Source organism: Aquimarina agarivorans (genome assembly GCF_000218485.1).
In the GTDB taxonomy this organism is placed as follows: domain Bacteria; phylum Bacteroidota; class Bacteroidia; order Flavobacteriales; family Flavobacteriaceae; genus Aquimarina; species Aquimarina agarivorans.
This window is the reverse complement of record NZ_AFPB01000010.1, coordinates 23950-45102: the sequence shown is the minus strand read 5'-3', so window position 1 is coordinate 45102 and position 21153 is coordinate 23950. Positions and strand designations below refer to the sequence as shown.

Annotated in this window: 16 protein-coding genes and 1 pseudogene; 4 read left to right on the top strand and 13 right to left on the bottom strand. The window is 33.4% G+C overall.

Going from position 1 to position 21153, the window contains the following annotated elements:
- Nucleotides 1-194, bottom strand: a 194-nt coding sequence (locus GMC_RS20995; RefSeq protein WP_138940522.1) for a transposase, incomplete at its 3' end; no start/stop codon positions are given.
- Between the two features lie 611 nt (nucleotides 195-805).
- On the opposite strand from GMC_RS20995, the gene GMC_RS21590 reads away from it, so the two are divergent.
- Nucleotides 806-946 (top strand): hypothetical protein, encoded by a 141-nt coding sequence (locus GMC_RS21590; protein ID WP_157998121.1) that lies wholly within the window; start codon nucleotides 806-808, stop codon nucleotides 944-946.
- A 41-nt stretch (nucleotides 947-987) separates the two neighbouring features.
- On the opposite strand, the pseudogene GMC_RS21940 reads toward GMC_RS21590, so the two are convergent.
- From GMC_RS21940 to GMC_RS0100215, 8 genes and pseudogenes are all read right to left on the bottom strand, one after another.
- Nucleotides 988-1539: pseudogene (locus tag GMC_RS21940) on the bottom strand (prolyl oligopeptidase family serine peptidase); the annotation flags it as partial.
- A gap of 12 nt (nucleotides 1540-1551) precedes the next feature.
- The gene (locus tag GMC_RS18435) at nucleotides 1552-3072 is read right to left on the bottom strand and encodes a prolyl oligopeptidase family protein (RefSeq protein ID WP_238527887.1); all 1521 of its coding nucleotides are present in this window, start codon (nucleotides 3070-3072) and stop codon (nucleotides 1552-1554) included.
- Nucleotides 3073-3152: 80 nt separating this feature from the next.
- The gene (locus GMC_RS20350; RefSeq protein WP_010520245.1) at nucleotides 3153-3728 is read right to left on the bottom strand and encodes a hypothetical protein; all 576 of its coding nucleotides are present in this window, start codon (nucleotides 3726-3728) and stop codon (nucleotides 3153-3155) included.
- Between the two features lie 112 nt (nucleotides 3729-3840).
- Nucleotides 3841-4209 (bottom strand): hypothetical protein, encoded by a 369-nt coding sequence (locus GMC_RS0100235; protein ID WP_010520244.1) that lies wholly within the window; start codon nucleotides 4207-4209, stop codon nucleotides 3841-3843.
- 616 nt (nucleotides 4210-4825) lie between these two features.
- Nucleotides 4826-5746 carry a hypothetical protein gene (locus GMC_RS0100230; protein ID WP_010520243.1) on the bottom strand — a complete coding sequence of 307 codons (921 nt, stop codon included), beginning with the start codon at nucleotides 5744-5746 and terminating at the stop codon, nucleotides 4826-4828.
- A 9-nt stretch (nucleotides 5747-5755) separates the two neighbouring features.
- The gene (locus GMC_RS0100225; RefSeq protein ID WP_010520242.1) at nucleotides 5756-7417 is read right to left on the bottom strand and encodes a SusD/RagB family nutrient-binding outer membrane lipoprotein; all 1662 of its coding nucleotides are present in this window, start codon (nucleotides 7415-7417) and stop codon (nucleotides 5756-5758) included.
- Nucleotides 7417-10596 (bottom strand): SusC/RagA family TonB-linked outer membrane protein, encoded by a 3180-nt coding sequence (locus tag GMC_RS0100220; RefSeq protein WP_010520241.1) that lies wholly within the window; start codon nucleotides 10594-10596, stop codon nucleotides 7417-7419. Before GMC_RS0100220 ends, GMC_RS0100225 begins: the two co-directional genes overlap by 1 nt.
- A gap of 643 nt (nucleotides 10597-11239) precedes the next feature.
- Entirely contained in the window at nucleotides 11240-12052 is an 813-nt protein-coding gene (locus GMC_RS0100215) for a rhomboid family intramembrane serine protease (protein ID WP_010520240.1), read from the bottom strand.
- A 357-nt stretch (nucleotides 12053-12409) separates the two neighbouring features.
- Between GMC_RS0100215 and GMC_RS0100210 the strand changes: the two genes are divergently transcribed.
- Entirely contained in the window at nucleotides 12410-13684 is a 1275-nt protein-coding gene (locus GMC_RS0100210) for a replication-associated recombination protein A (protein WP_010520239.1), read from the top strand.
- On the opposite strand, the gene GMC_RS20345 is transcribed toward GMC_RS0100210, so the two are convergent.
- The 4 genes from GMC_RS20345 to radC all read right to left on the bottom strand — a co-directional run bounded on the left by GMC_RS20345 (nucleotide 13681) and on the right by radC (nucleotide 17484).
- Nucleotides 13681-14514 (bottom strand): hypothetical protein, encoded by an 834-nt coding sequence (locus tag GMC_RS20345; protein WP_010520238.1) that lies wholly within the window; start codon nucleotides 14512-14514, stop codon nucleotides 13681-13683. The genes GMC_RS0100210 and GMC_RS20345 overlap by 4 nt on opposite strands.
- A 59-nt stretch (nucleotides 14515-14573) precedes the next feature.
- Nucleotides 14574-15872, bottom strand: coding sequence for a polysaccharide deacetylase family protein (locus GMC_RS0100200; RefSeq protein WP_010520237.1), 1299 nt, complete (start codon nucleotides 15870-15872; stop codon nucleotides 14574-14576).
- 88 nt (nucleotides 15873-15960) lie between these two features.
- The gene (locus GMC_RS0100195) at nucleotides 15961-16476 is read right to left on the bottom strand and encodes an arsinothricin resistance N-acetyltransferase ArsN1 family B (RefSeq protein WP_010520236.1); all 516 of its coding nucleotides are present in this window, start codon (nucleotides 16474-16476) and stop codon (nucleotides 15961-15963) included.
- 315 nt (nucleotides 16477-16791) lie between these two features.
- Complete coding sequence (gene radC, locus GMC_RS0100190) at nucleotides 16792-17484, bottom strand: RadC family protein (protein WP_010520235.1); 693 nt, start codon at nucleotides 17482-17484, stop codon at nucleotides 16792-16794.
- Nucleotides 17485-17582: 98 nt separating this feature from the next.
- Between radC and GMC_RS0100185 the strand changes: the two genes are divergently transcribed.
- Both GMC_RS0100185 and GMC_RS0100175 read left to right on the top strand, forming a co-directional pair.
- Entirely contained in the window at nucleotides 17583-18020 is a 438-nt protein-coding gene (locus GMC_RS0100185; RefSeq protein ID WP_010520234.1) for a DUF1569 domain-containing protein, read from the top strand.
- Nucleotides 18021-18973: 953 nt separating this feature from the next.
- Nucleotides 18974-21139, top strand: a complete 2166-nt coding sequence (locus GMC_RS0100175; protein WP_010520232.1) for a S9 family peptidase — start codon at nucleotides 18974-18976, stop codon at nucleotides 21137-21139.
- Nucleotides 21140-21153 lie beyond the last annotated feature (14 nt).

The following is a 21153-nucleotide window of genomic DNA, read 5'->3' as shown; positions in this document are numbered from 1 at the left end:
TTGATAGTACCACTACGTAATGAAGTTCTAGAATTGCACGATTTACATTGGTAACTCCACTTATTGATTAACCAATAATGGTCTGTACTTTGGCAACGCTTGCAAATAAAACCTTGCTTATCTCGTTGTTCCTTAAAATGAAGACGACAACTTTTTTCATCTGTGAATTCTGCCCCAAAAGAAAATATATTCATGATTTAACCATCTTTAATTCAATACAATATACAAAAATTATTTCAATTTAGGAGCTTTTACGGATATACATTTAACTTTTTATTCCTGCGAAAAAGATACTGAGGAGCAAAATAACGACCACACTACTATCAACAAAACTAATTTAATTATAAGGAATATTGATGAAAAAAGAATAAATACGACTTCTTGTAATATTGAAACTATAAATGACTTATCAGGAAAACCAACCACATTAAGATATACGTCTAACTTAACAAATTTAAATCGTATAGAGTGGAAAATAGAACAAGGTAATTTTTCAATAACAAGTGGACAAGGTACCGAGCGTGTAAGACTAAATTTCTCAAACACTTTTAGTGGAGGTACGATTATTGCGGACGGATTCAGTGAAAATGGACTGAGCTGTTCGGAACGACTTACGATTGCTAATTTTCAACAAACAGTATGTTTACCTCCAAAACTAACTATTGAACAAATAGGCACCGCATGTCCTGGTAATGTATTCCGATTTAGAGTTAAAGAAAATGGGAGATTAATAAATAGCTCTAATTATAGATGGACTTCTAATGGAGGAAGAATTATCCTTCCTAACAATAAAAATGAAGTGCGAGTGGAATCACCTACAGATTTTGACATGATTGTTTATGTAGAATATATAAAACTAGGGTGTTTCTTTACCAATAGACCTAGAGCATTGACAACTCCAAATTACAATCCCATTTGTCGTCCTTTAGGTTTCGAAGAACATTAAACTAATCACTTAACGCTCCATAATATTATAGTTATGGAGCGTTACTCCAAACTTTCAATCCCCATTTGATAAAGCGTAAAGCTGAATACATCAGCATATTTTTCTATAACTTTAAACAATAATAATTCATAGCCATGACCACTATTTTTTTCTGTACGCAGCAAAATAGGGCTGGCTTTATTTTGTATCCCTTGTAAGGTAGCTGCAAATTTATAAGAATGTACTGGCGGTACACGATCATCATGATCTCCAGTTACAATAAGTGTTGCTGGATAAGTTACATTATCTTTAATATTGTGAATTGGTGAATAACTTTTTAAAAATTTAAACATCTTTCTGCTCTCTTCTGCGTTACCATATTCTTGACGTTTATAATTAATTTTATGATATCGCAGCATATCAAATAAGCCTACTGAAGGCAAAGCTACTTTAGCTAAATCGGGGCGCTGTGTCATTACTGCTCCAATTAATAAGCCTCCATTTGAACCCCCTTTAATAGCAAGATAATCTGATGAAGTATATTTTTTTTCTGTTAAATAATTTGCCGCTTCAATAAAATCATCAAAAGAGTTTTGTTTTTCCAAGCGCCTACCTTTTAAATACCATTAACTCCCATATTCGCCACCTCCTCTTATATTAGATACAGCATACACTCCACCTAACTGTAACCACAAAGCCATTCCAATTGAAAATTTAGGCGTTTTACTTATATCAAAACCCCCATAAGCATGCAATATTGTGGGATTTTTACCTGTAAGTTTTAAGTCTTTTTTATGTGAAATGCGCATGGGAATTAATGTACTATCTTTCGATTTGTAATACACCAATTTAGTTATAAAATGATCTGGATTAAAATCAATCTCTGCTTTTTGATATGTCCTTAATGCTCCTGTTTTCACATTTAAACCCACAAGTCGCGGAGGATGTATGTAGTCATGATACCTGTAATAGGTCTCTTTATCATTAATCATAGAACTAAAACCGTTTACACTCCCTTTGCCTGGTAATTTTACTTTTCTAATGCTTTGTCCGTTGTAGTCATACTGTACTACCGTTGCCGACGATTCTGTAATATACTTCACAAAAAAGAAACCTCCCACAGTGCTAATATGTTCAATTTCAACCCCTATATCTGGAATTACATCCACCCAACACTCATACTGCGGCTTATTAATGTCTATTTTAATCAGTTTTCCATAATCACTATCTATATTTGTTTTTAAGTATAAAATATTACCCGTATCATACACCACCTCTGTATCTCCCCTACATTCAATTAAGGTTTTAAATTTAGCCTTTTCCTTAGTCAAATCTCTTATTAATAATTCGTTACCCGCATAAAGAATAAGGTATTTTTCATTATTGGTAACCTCGGCTTTTACATACTCATATTTTTCTTTATATTTTTTCCCAAAAACAAGTTGATCTTGCAATTGTTTTGTTCCTACTTTATGGTAATACACTTTTTGGAAAGGCTTCTCATCAATTTGATCATATTTTGAATAGTAAAAACCATGATCTCCTTTCCATGCAATTCTTGAAAACTTAACGTTTGCTATAGTATCATTAACATTAGTTTTAGATGCCACATCCATAATTATAAGTTTACGCCAATCGCTTCCTTTTTCAGAAATGGCATAAACCAAATACTTATCCGATTTAGAAAATGCAGTTTTTTGTAATGACGTTGTTTTGTCTGCACTAAAGGTATTAGGATCTAAAAAAACCTCAGCATCTTCTTTATTGTTTTTATATCGATACCATACATAATAATCTTCCAAGCCTTTATTTTTAAAAAAATAGGTATAAGCCCCGTGTTTGAGTGGTATGGTTTGTTTTTCATAATCCCATAAATTGAGTAACTTGTTTTTAAGTGTTTCTCTCAATGGAATACTATCAATATAACTACGTGTAAAATCATTTTGATCACTCACCCAATCTTGCACTGCTTTTGTTTTATCTTTTTCGAGCCATTGATAAGGATCCTTAATTGCTGTACGGTAATATTTATAGTATACACTATCCTCTTTTTTAGTTTTAAGATACTCAAAAATTCCTTGTTGGGCTTGAGCTGCTATAATTTTAAGCAACACTACTGTACTTGCAATACTAATTCTTAACTTCATGCACTCATATTAAGTGAAGAAGCAGTAAAGAATGTAATTATCTTTACTGCTCGTATTCTTAATTTGTTTTGGTTGTTACCTTAAAAACCTCTGAAAAATATGACAGATTCCTTTGGCGGAAAAATAATTGTAGGATTATCGCATGGGTATTGGTATTGTGGTACTAAGGTAACACTCATTTTTCCTCCTTCAACATAAACAATGAGTACCCCATCAATACCACAATCAGACTTTCCTCCTGAAAAAAACATTTGAAGATTACCATTTTTATCTAGATACTCACTCCTTACCTCATATTTTTGATCATCGGGATACTCTGGTGTACTTATGGAATTTTCAATCATTCTACCATTGGCATCTTGCACTCTGTAACGCATAACTACATAATCTCGTTCCACACCAAAATCAGACTTTTTAGTATCATTATCCATAACAAGTCTATATGTTTTACCTCTATATGTTCCTTTCCAAAATCCATAAAATTTCCTAAAAACATCATTTACATCTTTTACTTTAGTAATATTATCCGATGCCAATCTTTTATTTGGATTTGTTACATATTTGTAATATTCTTCAACGGGTAACGTCCTTTGTGCTGAAACATTCATTAATACTCCTAGCAGCATTAACACTAGTATTATATCGCTTTTTTTCATTTTTATTTTTTACAAAAAGAATCTGCAAAAGGAAATAATACCCTTTACAACTTTTTCACCCTTAATCAATATTAGTGTATTTTAAAACTATTCTCTCACTCTCCAAAAATCTTCACCCCATTTTTTTATAAAGTTGAGAATACTTTATTCCCTCCAAATGTTCCTCAGATTCAAAAACCTCCTTCAAATTTCTAACAAAATCAAAAATATTATCAGCTATTTTCTGATAAGCATTATTCTGTGCGTCTGGTTCGTAATAATAAATTTGCCCCTGAGTTTCATCATTTAGATCCATCATGATACCACCAACTGAACAATAACCAATTGTTAAATATTTTATATCATCTGTATCTTCAATTTCTTTTGAATATATTATAGAATTTTCTAACGAATTGAACCCTGAAAAATCAATTTCAGGTTTCTTAGAAAAAGTAAAATAACTAATGTATCTTTCATCTTTAAATTCTGGATGATAAAACATTTGACATAAGATACTATTTTCTCCAACATAAAAGTTTTCTAAAAAAATTTATACAGATAAGGAATTTTGATATTGTGCTTTTTTTCCAAAGCATTAAAATCAATTGTATAATTCTTTTTCCTCACTTTTAATAATTCAAGTCTCTTTTTCATTTTGTCTTATATTCAATCTACAATCTTGGTCCATTAAACAAACATTTCAAACCTCTAATTATTACTGCCGCCCCTCTCGAATGTCTAAATGCATCATGAATTATTCTTAATACTGGAATGATTGATTTTCCATCTTTACACAATTTATAACATAAAAATCAGCTGTGCTTGGCTTTTAGTATAGTATCCAGATGATATGTAACTCCCTTCGCTTTTTTAAAATTTAAATAATAGGAGCTTAAAAAATTATCAGACTTCTCTTTTTCAACTACTAGTACTAAAGTTGCTTTTAACAGATTGTAGGCTAATTACTATACTTTTAAACAAAAAAACCACTATTCAAATGTGATTCCATTAAAATCTAAAAAGTTCTTTATCCATTTATTTAGCAACACTAATTAAAAAAAGGATAACAAACTAATTGTTACCCTTTTTAACTTAACTAAATTTTTATAAGTCTAATTTTATTTAGGCGTAAGTGTTAATGTAAATGTAGTTCCTACTCTACAACAAGAACCCGATTTAAAAGCTAAATTAAAAGTTAGTACCCCTGTATCTGCATTAATGCTAGATCCTCTATCTGTGAAAATTACTTGAGTTGGGAAACTTATTGAAGGTTCTACTACTGTAATTATTTCACACTGATCAGTAAACTGCATAACAACTTCTAATTCAAGTACCTCGCCTGTAGCATCACTTATATTAAATCTACCTGACGATACTTCAGAAATAGTTACATCTTTTGTCGTAACAAAATCTCCTAATGGGTCACTAGATTCTGTAATAGTAGCTACATAATCACCCGCTAAACCAGAAGGACACGATACAGGAAAAGATATAAAGGTATTAAAATCATCATCATTGATAATATCTGCTTTAATATTTAATGATCCATCAGGATTGAATATATCGAATACCAAACCATCAGAACGTGTTGAGCTTACAGCAAGGCTCAACTCATCTCTAAATTTTATATCAGTCAATATTGTTAATTCGTTAAACGCATTTACAATATCATCTGTAGTAATAGTAAACGTGTTTGGCAAAGTTACGTTTTCTAACACTGTAGCACTATATACTGCAGCCGGCTCAATAATTTCGTCATCTTTACCCAATATTGCTGCTTTTCTGTAAATAGCTATTACGTCACTTTCAACTGGAGAACCAAAAAAAGTATTTGCCGTAAATTGCAAGGTAGTTGACTCTCCGTTTCCTATACCAACAACATCAATAAAGGTTTGTGCTCCATCGGCTATTTCAATATTATTGATAATTCCTGTATCACCAAAATCATCAAATTTATCTTTATCTTCTTCATCACAGGCGTTTAATAAAAATAAACCTGTAATTAGTACTGCTATTTTTTTAATAGTTATTGCTTTCATAGTTTATTTTTAGTTAATAGGTTTATCATTAGTATCCCAAAATACACGTACATCAACTCCTTTTTCCTCTAAAGAGTTATTTAAATTTATGGCAGCAGCTGGATAAATAAATGATCTTGGAAACGCTCCTGGAGAAGGAAGAACTGGCGCTGCGTCAGTTAGTAATCTACTTGGCAAACTTGTTCTTCTATAATTATTCCACGCTTCATACCCATTACCCCAAAGCGCTATGTAATACTCTTCCATTATAATATCCAATCTTTCATCATTATTAGCGGCGGCATCATACTTATCTAAAACAAAAGTTATGTAAGCAGCAACATCTGCATCAGTTGCAGCAAAGTCGGAACTCACTTGTCCCTCATTAAACTTTAATACTTTATCCATAGAGGCTTTAATACCTGCTTCCAACATTTCTCTAGCATTGTCAGAAGTATTTAAAGTAATCGCTGCTTCTGCACGTAAAAATTTCACATATGAAGCTAACATGATTGGAAATATCCCAGCACCTTCAGCTCCATCATTTACAGCAACAGACTCAAAATCATCTGCATCAAAAGCACCCCCAACAGGATACAATCCGTAGGTAGTCCTACGTAACTGATCTGGTGAAACACCATCATTATTTTGGTGATCTCTTGTCCAATAAAAGCTACCTAAAGAACAAAAGTTTTGACGTAATGAAGAATCCGCGCATGGCAAGTCATCTCCTGAAGGATTTTCTTCAACTTGTCTGTAAAAATAATAACGCAATCTAGGATCAGAAAAACCTTTGTCATCTAACAATAATTTTACATAAAAACTATTCATATAATCATTAGCTCCTCCACTTCCGTAATTAAAGATATAAGACGGATGTCTGTTATCAACTGGACTGTTCACTGACAAATACTGAAACTGAAAATCATCTACATTAGTATCAATCATAGGTTGGGTAAGTATAGCATTAATCTTTTCCTGAGCATTAGTATCAACCAACCTAGTTTGAATAAGCATTTTAAAAGTTAGCGTATTAGCCAACTTCACCCATTTATCAGCATCCCCAGCATACATTAAATCTTCAGGGAAATTACCTGCTGCTTTACTAGCTAGTATGTCTGCTTTTGCTTCTTCAATTAAAGCAAACATAGCTTCGTAAATTACACTACCATCCTCTGCTACTGGATTAAAATTACCTTCACTCCCCTTTAGTGCTTCGCTAAAAGGTACTCGAGCAAAAGTATCTACTAAAACTACAAAAGAGTAAGCTTCTATCAACTTTGCAATACCAACATGCCCTCTATTACCCTGTGCTTCTCCAATAGCTATTAATGTCCTAGCGTCGTTCAACGTTTCAGTATAAAAATCAGTCCAAAGTGCATTAATATTTGCAGGTGTCAAAGAAAAAGGTCCAGTATATGTTCCAAATAAGTGTTGCATACGCACAAATTCAGCAGCACGAACATGCACCCCCGTAGCTCCAGCATTGTTTTCGGCTAAAGCCTTTACAAATTCATTTTGTACATTGTTAAGTATCAAGTTAATATCAGCCCTTGATGGATCTAGTAAACTAGGATCAATTTGTAAACTTTCGTCCCTGTCTAGTGTTTCACAACCTCCCACTGCTAATAAAAATGAAAGGGCAAGTAACCGTACTACGGTATTTATTTTATAATTAAATATATTTTTCATTAAAATGTAGTTTTAAAATTAAACCCAAACTTTCTTGCATTTGGCGCTGTTTGAAAATCCAAACCTCTACCATTTCCAACTCCCGTACTAATTGTTTCAGGATCAAAATTAGTATATTTAGGTACGTTAGGTGCCCAAAAGAATAAGTTTTGACCAACTGCTGTAAAAGACATTGATCCAAAAGGTGTTCCCTCTAAGAATTTTTTAGGAACGGAATAGCCTAAAGAAACTTCACGTAAACGCAATACGGATGCATCAAAGATTAATTGATCATTTGCATCAGCAAAATTCAGAAAATAAACTTCATTTGAACCTAATTGAAAAGTATTAGGCAGTGCATTTCCTGCAGCATCTCTGGCAATATTTAATTCTCCATTAACTACTGATCCCGAAACCCCAGGCAGTACAAAAGTACGTTCTCTATCTTCGGTATCCTTGGTAACACCTCTTCTTAATAAATTTCCAATTGTATTAGATAAAATATCTCCACCATGAGTATATTCTAACTGAGCAGATAAACTAAAGCCTTTATACGAAATGGTATGAATTGTTGACAACTTCCAGTCTGGATTTGGATCTCCTATTATTCTTGCTCTCAATCCAAGATCAGCACTGTCAATTATTGTACCATCTGACGAATCTACCACTAAGTTCCCTGCTTCATCTCTTAATGCAAAAGATCCAATAATAGCTCCCAATGGTGCATCTACTCTAGCTACGTTTCCTAATCCCGCAAACCCATCAATTAGTATTTCATCCAAACCGTCTGCTAGCTCTTCAGTAGTAGTTTCATAAGCAGTAAAAATGTTTCGCATATCCCACTGAACCCCTTTAGTACCTTTAAAAGGAGAAAAATTTAATCCAACCTCGATACCATCATTAACAATTTTACCAATATTAGTTGCAATCACAGTACCTCCAGTTGAAGCATCTGTTGGCCTATCTACTATTTGATCTGTAGAATTTCGACGATACACACTTACATCTAAACCAATTCTATTTTTCCAAAGTTTAGCATCCATCCCTAATTCTATTTCCTCATGTCTTTCAGGTTTTAAATCTGGATTAGGTAATCTATTTGATATTGAATTGGTAACATTTGAACCAAATGCTGCTGGTGTTTGAACCAAGTTAGGCCTTGTTAAATACGGATCAGGAAAACCTGCTGATGTTCCGTAACCAAATCTAAACTTTAAAAAATTAAGTCCTTCTGATTTTAAGCCTGGTATAAAACTAGTTGGCAACGCTGCTAACGATACACTAGGATAAAATAATGACTGATTTTCTTCTTCTACTGTAGATCCCCAATCATTACGAGCCGCTAATGTTAAAAATAAATAATTATTATAATCAAATTCTGTTTGTCCATATAGACCAATTATATTTGTGCGTTCCTTAAAATCGACACTTCCATTTGCTCTAAGTGGATCATTACTACTTTGCGTTTCAAAATTAGAGTGGTTTAAAAAGCCAAATGATATTTGATTTGAACTTACTGTACCAAACTGTTCGTAAACTTCAGATCTTGTATTTAATCCCGCAACCGCTGTTAAATGAAAATTATCTGTTAAATTGATGTTAGCAGCATTAAATATTAAACTATGATCCCAAGTTGTATTGGTTCCTGATGTGGTTCTTAAATACCCTTCTCTTGATTGTTGACTCGAAACTCCCCCTTTGTTAAAAAAGTAATCTTGTCTTTCAGTATACGTATCAAAACCAACTCTGTAGGTTAAAGATAATTTATCCGTAAAACTATAATTGGTAGAAAGAGAATTAAAAAAACGGTCTGAAATTTGAGAAAATCCTGAGTTTTCTAACAACCAGAGTGGGTTTTCTTGATCTGTTCTATAATAAATATTAGACCCATCCGTAGGATTTTGAAAAGGCAATCCAGTTAAATCAAGATTACGTGGTATAAATAATGTTCGTTGAAAAATTGACACCCCATCAACTGCGTTATTTGCTGAAATTGGAGGTGTTCTAAAATCAGTTCTTGCAAAATTAAAGGCTCCTGATATCGTAAAATTATTAGTTAGATTAGCGCTACCACCCACACTAAAATTAGTTCTTCTTAAACTATTATTTGGAACAAAACCATCTTCATCTGTGTGAGAAAAGCTGGCACTAAAACTATTTGTTTCTGAAGATTTACGGGCACTTATAGATGTTGTTGTTGCCAAACCAGTTCTAAAAAAATCTTTTACATTATCCTCAAAAGCTTGATAAGGAACATTTACCTGCAATTCAGGAAATATATCTGCAAATTGAGATTGTCTTAAATGATTTCTAACCGTTATATTTTCATCAAAACGTTGTCCCCAGTTTCCAACAAAGCCAACGTTAGCAACGCCTCCTCCCCCTTGACCGTAGGTGTTTTGGTAATCAGGTAAACCAGAAATTTCACTCGCAAATATTGATTGCGAAAGCGTTATTTCCATTTTTTTTCCTACTTCACTTCCTGAGGCATCTTTTGTCGTTATTAAGACAACTCCATTCCTCCCTTGCTCTCCATACAATACTGTAGCTGCCAATCCTTTCAAAACACTAACACTGGCTATATTATTTGGATCAATATCCAAAGATCTACTGGATGTATTTGCTGTACCATCGGTAAAAGCACCATCGGTATCTTGACTGTTTGTCGCCGTATTAAATGGTATTCCATTGACAACAAACAACGCTTGATTGTTCTGAGTAATTGATGATTGTCCTCTAATAATGATATTGGTACCACTACCAGCAACACCTCCAACTCCAACAACATTTACACCTGAAACCTTTCCATTTAACACTCTGGCAACGTCTGCTTCAGGCCGATCCTCTACTTCTTCCGGATCAAGAGTTGTAATTGCATACCCGATTGCTTTCTTCTCCCGCTTGATACCTTGTGCGGTAATTACAACCTCTTGTAAAGACTCAGTGTCTTCAATTAATTTAAAAGTTAATGCTGACTTGTCGCCAACTAAAATGCTTTGTGTTTCGTACCCAATGTAACTCACAACAATAGTATCATCATTTGATACTTCAATAACAAATTTACCGTCAAAATCGGTAACTGTACCTCCTGGTTTGTTTTCAATTAAAACATTTGCACCTGGAAGCGGTAAGCCTGCATCATCAGTAACTGTCCCTGCTATTGTTCGGTTTTGTGCTAAAGCAACTTGGATAACTAACATGAATAAGCCAAAAAATAGCTTCGTAGTTTTTTTGTGCATGATGATATAAGAATAAAAATTAGACCATATAAAGAGACTCAATTATTCCGATACTCCCAAAAAAAAATCATCCAATTCCTACAATTTTAACACTATATCGTTATATATAAGAAATCATTAACAATTACTCACATTGACATAAATAAGTTATAAACTTCTTCAAATTGTTGACTTTAGACCTCTCAAAGTGGCTCAAATTTTCAAAAGCTTATTTTTTATTAAAATATTAACATCTCTAACTATTATGCGTGCACAATTAATTTAACACTTTTTTTAACAAAAAAACTTACAAATTAATGCAACATTCATCTGTTTTAGAAGTTAGAAATATCTTTTTTCGCGTTGAAAAAGTCAAAAATTGATCTTAATGACCAAAAAAAGCAATTAAATTAACATTACAATCTTAAAATATAACGCCAATTTAATTTTAAATTAAATGAAGTGGAGCTTTTTTCGAAGGGAAAACAGCTTCACTTTGATATAATCATTTACACAGCTACCACTTTTACTTTAAATACGCTTTTCATTATTGAGCTATTAACTCCATAATCTGATTCGAATTAACAATTATGAATATATAAGTTTAAGACTGACATCGTATTTTCTACCTCAACCTAAAAACTCGCTTTTTACCTTTACCTTTCTTTATAGTATGATAAATAAGTCGCATTCCTTTATCTGATAAAAATTCCGTGGTGTTGTCGCCAACTATTTGAACTTCGTCTGGCTTCATTTCTTCTTCAATTTTAGGTGTCGGTATAAAGTTGCCATCCGCATCAAAACATTGCATAAAAGCATCCAATTCAGGATCGTAGTTTTCTGTTTCCCAAAGAAACTTAGTAGTATCCTGATGTATGTTGCTTTTAAAAAAAGTAGCTAAAAAAAAACCCACTAAAAGTCCACTTAAATGACCTTCCCATGAAATTTTAAAATCTATTGGTGTTACGTACCATATCATACCTCCGTACACAAATACTACAAAAAATGATACCGCTAATAATCTGAACTGCTTTGTTAATAACCCCTTTAAAAATAAAAATCCAAATAGCATATATATTACTCCACTTACTCCAATATGATAAGAGTCTCGCCCTATCATCCACGTTGCAAGTCCCGTAAAAAAAGTACCTAACAGCAATACTTTTACTGATACGTTTTCATAAAAATAACACAAAGCTGCACTTAATATAAACAAGGGCAACGTATTATGCCACAAATGAGAAGCATCGCCATGTATAAACGGCGAAAAGAAAATACCTTTCAACCCTTCCCAATGTCTTGGTCTAATACCCAATTTATTGAAACTAATATCCCATTTTACTTCCAACCAAAAAACTACCCATATGGCTAAAACCATTAGTAATGGATACAAAAGCATGGTTAGCTTAAAAGGCAATATATTTTGATGCTGCTTCATGTAATTTTTTAATCAGATAGTCAACAAGTTGTCCAAAATGTATTTTAATGAAATATTGTCAGGTTCAAGGGTTGTGGGTTGTGGGTTGTGGGTTGTGGGTTGTGGGTTGTGGAATTTTTTTCAGATTCTCTGAAAAAAATTCCTGAAGTTCTCTAAATAGCATTGATCGTTTTCAGTAATTAAAGAAATCTATACTCCATATTCTATTGTTTCAAACCCTATATTTATACCTTAAAATAAACTCTTTGTTTTATATCTTAAGCATCTATGTCCATTTTTCTATACTTTATATTCTTTTTTCTTTCCCTCCAACAACCTCAAAACTTCAACTTTAAAAAATAAATCTATTTTTGCTTTATGACAATTCCATTAGCTGAGCGCATACGACCAAAATCACTGCAAGACTATTTAAGCCAACAACATTTAGTTGGCCCTAAAGGAGCATTAACTTTTCAACTTACAAAAGGCATTATCCCTTCGTTGATACTATGGGGACCTCCGGGCGTAGGCAAAACCACACTAGCTAACATTATTGCTGAAACATCTGACCGCCCATTTTACTCATTAAGTGCCATCAATAGTGGCGTTAAGGATGTACGGGAAGTTATTGACCGTGCCAAAAAAGATCATGGACTTTTTACGAGTAAAAACCCTATACTATTTATTGATGAAATCCACCGCTTTAGTAAATCGCAACAAGATTCATTACTTGGTGCTGTTGAAAAAGGTTGGGTAACCCTAATTGGTGCTACTACCGAAAACCCAAGTTTTGAGGTGATTCCCGCATTACTTTCTCGCTGCCAAGTGTACTCGCTTAATGCTTTTAACAAAAAGGAGCTAGAAGAATTGTTAAAACGGGCTACTGAAAAAGACGAATTCCTTTCAAAAAAAACGATAAAACTTGAAGAAACCGATGCCTTAATTCGCTTAAGCGGAGGTGATGCCCGAAAATTGCTTAATATTTTTGAATTAGTCGTAGCTAGTTTTAATACAAAATCAATTGTAATTACAAATGCCACTGTAACACAATTGGTACAGCAAAATCCAGCACGCTACGATAAAACTGGAGAACAACATTATGATATTATTTCCGCCTTTATTAAATCGGTTAGAGGTTCAGACCCAAATGCGGCAGTGTATTGGCTTGCCCGCATGATCGAAGGTGGTGAGGATCTAAAATTTATAGCCCGTAGACTTATAATTCTGGCCTCAGAAGATATTGGTTTAGCAAATCCGACAGCTTTAGTCATGGCTAACAACTGCTTTACTTCAGCAACAGCTGTGGGTTATCCCGAAGCTCGTATAATATTAAGTCAGTGCACTATTTACCTTGCCACATCTCCAAAAAGTAACGCCTCCTACATGGCAATTAACAAAGCCCAACAGCTCGTAAAGCAAACTGGCGATTTACCCATTCCCTTACACCTTCGTAACGCACCAACAAAACTAATGAAACAACTCGGTTATGGTGAAGATTATAAGTACGCACATAATTACCAAGGCAATTTTGTTGATCAGGAATTTTTACCTAATGAAATTACAGGCACTGTACTTTACGATCCAGGTAATAATAATAAAGAAAGTAGTATTAGAACCTTTTTAAAGACAATTTGGAATAAATACGGCTACTAATTTACACGAGCCAAAGTATCCGTAATTGTTTTTTTATTGGCTGGATTAACACGTTGTAATACAAAATTTCCAAAATCATCAAAATATCCAGTACCACTCAATGAGCCTGCTGTTACTATATATTTTTGAGGATTTTCGCTAACAGTAGCATCTCCAAGCTTTATACCGTTCTGATATATGCCATAACCAGCTCGAGTTGCTTTAAACACATACTCCTTACCCAACAGTTCCAATTGTAAATCTTTTGAAGCCAACGCAATTTTTGCCTTTGCATCCGCGTGTGTCGGTTTTGAAATAGGCACTGCTACAGTGGGCTCGGCAATAACTCTTGGCTTGGCAGTAGGTAATTTATTACCAACGATAACCCCACCCGTACTTGAAACCTTTGCCGCTGTTAAAGGCTTAGTATAATGGTGTCGCACCAATCTAGGATCTTTAAATGCATTTCGAATAGCCTCATGATACGACTTTTTAAAATCTTTTTCCCTACTTACCCCTTCTACAGAAGTAAACACCACTTGACCTTTACAATCCTTTAGCTCCAAAGCAAGTATCGTTTTTAAAAAACCTTTCCCTTTGACTACGTTGGCTACCAATGCCTCACAACCATTAACATTTTCAGGCAAATCCTCTCCCTGTATAAATGCTTCAAAGTCGTATTTTTCCAATAAAAATTTGGTCAATCTATTAAAATTATACTGATGATCTTCTTTCTGAAAAGGAAACTGGGTGGGTACCATTACATATTTGTAGCTATTTAATGCTTGCGCAGAAGCTAAAAACCCGAACATTACCAATAGAATAGCTGTAAATAATTGCTTTTTGATCATAAGAGATGCTTATTTTGATTTCCTAAAATACTCGTTTTAGTATTAATAATGAAATATGACTAAGAAATAGACACAAAATAATTAAATACCAGCTTCCAAAAGCGCGAACGCTGATTGGAAGTATCAAATAATTGATTATTTATATGAATTATCAAATTTCCATTTACTTTTTTTACAGCATCCACAATTACGCTTGCTTGTTTTATTGCATTTTCCGACTCCGTAATTTTTTCAAATGCGTTTTCCGACAAACAATAGGGCATTAATATTAAAGGAGTTTGAATTTCATATTCTAAATCATAAAATAAAAACGGAGTACACGTACCCGCTCTAAAACCCGAATTATCCTGATACCCCATTGAATAATCGCAAGCAACTTCCTGCTCTATCAAATCACGATAAGTTGTTGGTAAATTAATCTTAGAGTATTGACAAAAGGTTTGATTTAAGCTCCGGTGTGTAATTTTTTCAAATCGCTTTTTTTCATTTTTGAGTGCTACTAAATCTTTTTGAGCATCAAAAGATAATCGCATTCCAATAGTACAGTAATCGGCAATTGATTTTATAAGCTTTTGATAAGTCTGACTGTGGTGGTTATTGCTTTTTTCATAGTTGGAATAATTACCTAATCCAAAAAAGAAACACAACTGAGCATTCCCTGATTTCGCCTTGTTAATAATGTAATTATAAGTATGATATGGATCTTTTTGCAATCCTAAAATTACTTTACCCTGAATATAAATTTGTTTAAACTTTAACTCAAATAAGCTTTTGCTAAAGCTTTGAAAGCTCCTGAACCAACCTTTTTTCCTGTAAGCCAATGCCTCACTCACCTCACATACTATTGCTGTGGAAAATTTAGTGGGAAAAAATTGAATGCCTTCAAAACGTGTCATTAGGATTTCTTTTACTTTATAAGCCCAAATATCCACAATTGGCTGTTGCAAAAATTGATGTTCGTAGGCTATGCTAGAACTAGCCATAAACCTGACCAAGCTGTCTTTTACCTGCGGTAAGTATTCTTCATACCTGCTTAACAAATAAAAACTGGCTGCAAAAACATCAAAAGGCAATGCGCTTTCAGCATGTGAAACTGTATAAAAACATACAAAATTATCCCATTTTTTTACGGTAACTATTTCTTCTGAAATTCCTTTTTCAAACAATAAAGAAACGCTTTGAAAAAAAAGCTCTTTCCCTAAGGGTTGTTTTCCGTACGAAAATTTGGGACCATTATGCGCAACAAAGTTTTCAATTTTTGTGGTAAAATCCACTGAAACGCCTAAAATACGCTCAAATAACTGTTTGGCAATATAGCGTAACCGAGGACTCCTTTTTTGAGTATAAATTAAAAGCATACATTTTTATCCACTTAGTTTGTTCCAACACAGTTATTTTAAAGTATTGTATTAGATTGTATTCAAATTTATACTTTCAATTACACACTTACAAACTTTCTAATATTTTGCGGTTATCCAGCGTCAGTTGCCAGTAAGCAACATCGATCCACTTTTGAAACTTAAACCCTACCTCTTTAAAATGCGCCACTTTTTGAAAATCAAATTTTTCATGCAAACACACGCTTGCAGCATTAGGTAGTGCTACTCCACCAATAATTGCATGAATATTTTTTTGCATTAATAGTTTGAGTAATTCGGTATACAAGGCCGTTCCTATACCTTGAGCACTTTTACCATTTTTCAAATAAACAGTACTTTCCACCGAATGTTTATAAGCACAACGTCCTTTCCAGCGTGTAGCATATGCATAGCCAACAACTTCCCCTGAAATTTCATACACCAGCCATGGATAGGATGCTGAAACAACAGATTCCATCCGCTGTTTCATTTCGTTTGCATCTATAGGTGTTTCCTCAAATGTAACTACGGAATTTAAAATGTAATAATTGTAAATTTCTGCTACTGCAGCAGCATCATGCGATACACTTGCTTTTCTAACCATATAATATCTTTTTGATTCTTCATCATTTTTCAGATAATAGTTTGTTAAATTAAGTTATTTAACTACAATTTAGCCAAAATTATATTAAAATTTTTCCTATACGGTTGCTGGAATGCAGCTCTTTTTTATTAAATGAGCATTGGAATTAATAACGAAATATTTCTAAACAAAAATCACACATCTAATACGTTTAGTTCTCGCTTAGTATTTCAAAATAAAAAAACTCGCTGTAGTTGATGCTAGGCATATATTTTCTTTCTATTCCAAACATAAAAACCTAGTCTTAATAAAAATCCTTTAAACTTTGAACTAGTATTACAAACTTCCCTCATCAGCAAAACTATAATAAGCCTTTTCAGTAACAATTAAATGATCCAATACTTTAATATTTAAGGTAACACCAGCATTTTTAATTTGATCCGTGAGCTTTAAATCAGCTTGACTTGGTGTTAGCTTACCACTGGGATGATTGTGTGTTAAAATAAGTGCCACTGCTGAAACTTCTAATGCTAATTTATACACCATGCGAACATCAATTAATGTGCCTGTTTGTCCACCACTACTCAACATTTTCCGATGTATAACTTTATTTGCATTGTTTAAAAATAAAACCCAAAACTCTTCATGATGCAAATCGCCAATTAAAGGTTGCATAAATACAAAAACATCATTGCTGCAAGTAATTACAGGTTGCAAAGGAACATCCTGCAATTGCTGCCTCCTACCAATTTCTAAACCAGCTACTATAGTTATTGCCTTGGCCTGTCCAATTCCCTTAAATTTTGTGAGTTGCGCCACCGATAATCGCGAAAGTTCATTTAAATTGTTATCAACACTTGCTAAAATACGCTTACACAAATTTACCGCTGATTCATTTCTGCTGCCTGAACCTATAAGAATCCCTAACAGCTCGGCGTCCGTCAATGCCTTTTTGCCACGCTCGGCTAGCTTTTCCCTAGGTTTATCAGCTTCACTCCATTGCGTAATTGGAAAATTAAAATCACTCATGACAAACAAGTTAATTAATTTTATTAAATCAGAAGGCTAAATTTTAACTTCCTATTCTTTTAGTGTACTTTTAGCATACTAATCAAAAATCATCAAAAATGAAATCAATCTTTGATCCAAAAGCAAAGGAAGAAATTATAGATCGTATTCATAAACTTTCCGAAAACTCTCATGCTCAATGGGGAAAAATGAATGCTGGACAAATGTTATGGCATTGTCAATTTCCTTTAAAAATAGCAATAAAAAATGAAAACCTAGGTAACGGTAAATTTTTTATGAAGCTGTTTAAAAAAACACTTTATAGCGATCAACCATTCAAAAAAAAACTCCCTACTGATAAACGACTCATTGCTTTGGAACAAAAAAACTTTACTTCTGAAAAAACTGAATTACTTGACTTAATTGAGCAAACGCATCAGCTTAAAAATAGAATTGAATGGAACCCGCATCCGCTTTTTGGCACGTTTACCCAAGAACAATGGGGCATTTTAGAATACAAACACCTTGACCATCATTTAACTCAATTTGGCGTTTAATTTTTAACACTCTAATTATTTTTTTGCTTTAAATAATGTAACCCGAATTCCAACACCTAACGACAAAAATGTATTCCCCTTAAAAAAATCCTCCTGTGATTTGGGGGCATTGATTCTTAAAAAATCCCGAATAAGACTGGTTGTTAGCACTATTGAAAAAAAATTGTTTAAACCATATGTTAATTCAGGTCGAACTCCTAAGGAATAACCATTATCCTTAAAGCTTCGATTTTCTTGTATTGAAAAATAGGTTACGAGGTCCACCAAAGCGCTGGATAGAAAAACTAAAGACTACATAGATTTTAAAAAAATCCCATAATAGGGATGGGACAAGTATTGTCCAAATTTAAAGGTAATAGCTCAAAATTGGATTAAACCCCATATAAAACTTATAATCGATGCCAATAGATTCGTTTTTCAATAGTCAAAGCGTATTTTCAAACCTTGAAATTTGTGAAAAACGAGGTTGTACTTTCTAGAATTGAAGATTACCACACATCACTTTCCCCATAAATCCACCACCGGGTCAGTCAACATCGCATTCATCTATAGCCTATCGGCAAAACGAATGCTTTATGTGTAGGCTCTAGCGTATTGTGAATAAATTTCGCAATTTATTAATAACCACCAACTGCTTAAACATTGTGCAATTGATGGTTTTATCGCTTGGTTTTACATCCTGATTTAGAATTGCTTAAATGAAATTTAATTTTTTTTGTTTGGACGTTAAAAAAACAGATGCACAGCACTGGCTACGGCATTTTTTATTATAAATGTCAAGCAGGAAGGAATCATTTTAAATGGGTGATTTAACGTTGAAACGGCATTACAGATCAACCCTACCTTTATTTTAACAAACAAGGAAACAAAAATAAATGTTAAATATATTAGCAGGACTCAACTTGATTTAAAAATTCTTATTTTAATTTGTTATTAAAATTTAATTGATCAAAATGCCTAAATATTTATTCACACTCATTACTTTCTTTTTTGTTTCATTTATCTCTTTTTCTCAAAAGCAGCTTACGCTAGAAGAAATTTGGGGTGGTAAATTTAGAGCAACATATTTGGAAGAAATTCACCATTTAAACAACGGAAAAGAATATAGTACGCTATCCTACAATCGAAGCACTAAAGCAACTTCAATTGAAGTTCATGACTATTTGAATGCTTCAAAAAGCACCACATTGATATCCAATACCTCCATTAATATTCCTGCTTTTGACACTTATCAATTTAATAAAGACGAAAGTAAAGTGTTATTAGGTACTAAGATTAAAAAAAGATACCGACGTTCAAGCTCAGGAATTTACTACGTGTATGATTTTAACACTAAAAAAGCCACCGTTATTTCCGATAGTGCTATTATCTCGCCAGTTTTTTCTCCGGACGGAACCAAAATAGCCTATGTTTCAAATAATAATTTATTTTACAAAGACCTGATTACAGAAAAAATAACGCAAATATCCACAGATGGTGAAAAGAATAAAATTATTAATGGCTTGTCGGATTGGGTGTACGAAGAAGAGTTTGAAATTGTTACAGCTTTTGCCTGGAACGCCACTAGCAATCAACTGGCATACTTTAAATTTGACGAATCCAACGTTCCTGAATATAGTATGATGCTATACAAAAATGGCAAATATCCTGAACCAGAAACTTTTAAGTACCCCAAAGCTGGTGAAGCCAACAGTAAATTGAGCGTTCATTTATACTCAATTTCTGCAGCAAAAAACACTCAAATTGATCTTTCTAATTTTGAAACTTATTATATACCACGCCTGCAATGGACCAACAATCCAGACCAATTATGCATTCAAACCTTAAACAGACACCAGAACAACCTTAGTATTTTAAGCATAAATACTAAAAACAAAAAGGTGAAAAAATTGTATACCGAAACAGATGCTGCCTATATTGAAATTACAAACAATTTGTGTTTTTTAAAGGATAATAGCTTTTTATTGACTAGCGAAAAAGAAGGCTTTAATCACCTATTTCATTATGACAGCAAAGGAAAACTGATAAAGCAAATTACCAACGGAAACTGGGACGTTACCGAATTTTACGGCATTGATGCTGCTGAAAAAACGGTGTATTACCAGTGTACAGAAGGAAGTACTATTGAACGACAACTATTTTCGGTACAAATAAACGGTAAAAACAAAAAACAACTTACCACTACTAAAGGGAATCATGATGCAAATTTTAGTGCGGATTACAGTCTTTTTATTGACACTTTTTCTAACACAACTACCCCATACCGTTATTCCGTAGTAAAAACAACAAAGCCAAAAGAAAGCAAATTACTTAGGGATAATAAAAAATTAGCATCAATTATTGATCCTTATAAATTTGCAGCAAAAGAATTTAAGACTATCCCTATTAATGGCGAAAATTTGAATGCCTACATTATCAAACCTACCTATTTTGATGCCACCAAAAAATACCCGGTATTACTGTTTCAATACTCAGGACCGGGTTCGCAAATGGTTAAAAATTCTTGGCTAAGCTACAATGATTTGTGGCATCAATTACTTGCCCAAAAAGGATATATCATTGCCTGTATTGACGGGCGAGGAACTGGTTTTAAAGGAGCAAAGTTTAAAAAACAAACACAATTACAATTAGGTAAGCTAGAAGCAGAGGATCAAATTGAATTTGGAAGATACTTAGCCAAACAAACCTATGTTGATGCATCTCGGATTGGTATTTGGGGTTGGAGCTTTGGTGGTTTCATCTCGTTAAACGCAGTGTTAAAAGGAAACGATGTTTTTAAAACTGCTATTTCGGTTGCCCCAGTTACCCATTGGAAATATTACGACACCATTTATACGGAACGTTTTTTAACCACTCCTCAGGAAAACACTTCTGGTTATAATGACAACTCGCCTCTCAGTCACGCTGCAAAGCTAAAAGGAAACTTATTGATTGTACATGGCTCAGCTGATGATAATGTTCATTTGCAAAATACCTTACAAATGGCTAGTGAATTTACTAATGCCAACAAAAAATTTGATATGGCCATATACCCTGATAAAAATCATGGTATTTACGGTGGAAATACAAGATTACATTTATATACTAAAATGACTGATTTTTTATTGGAACGCTTGTAATGCTTAGGTTACAC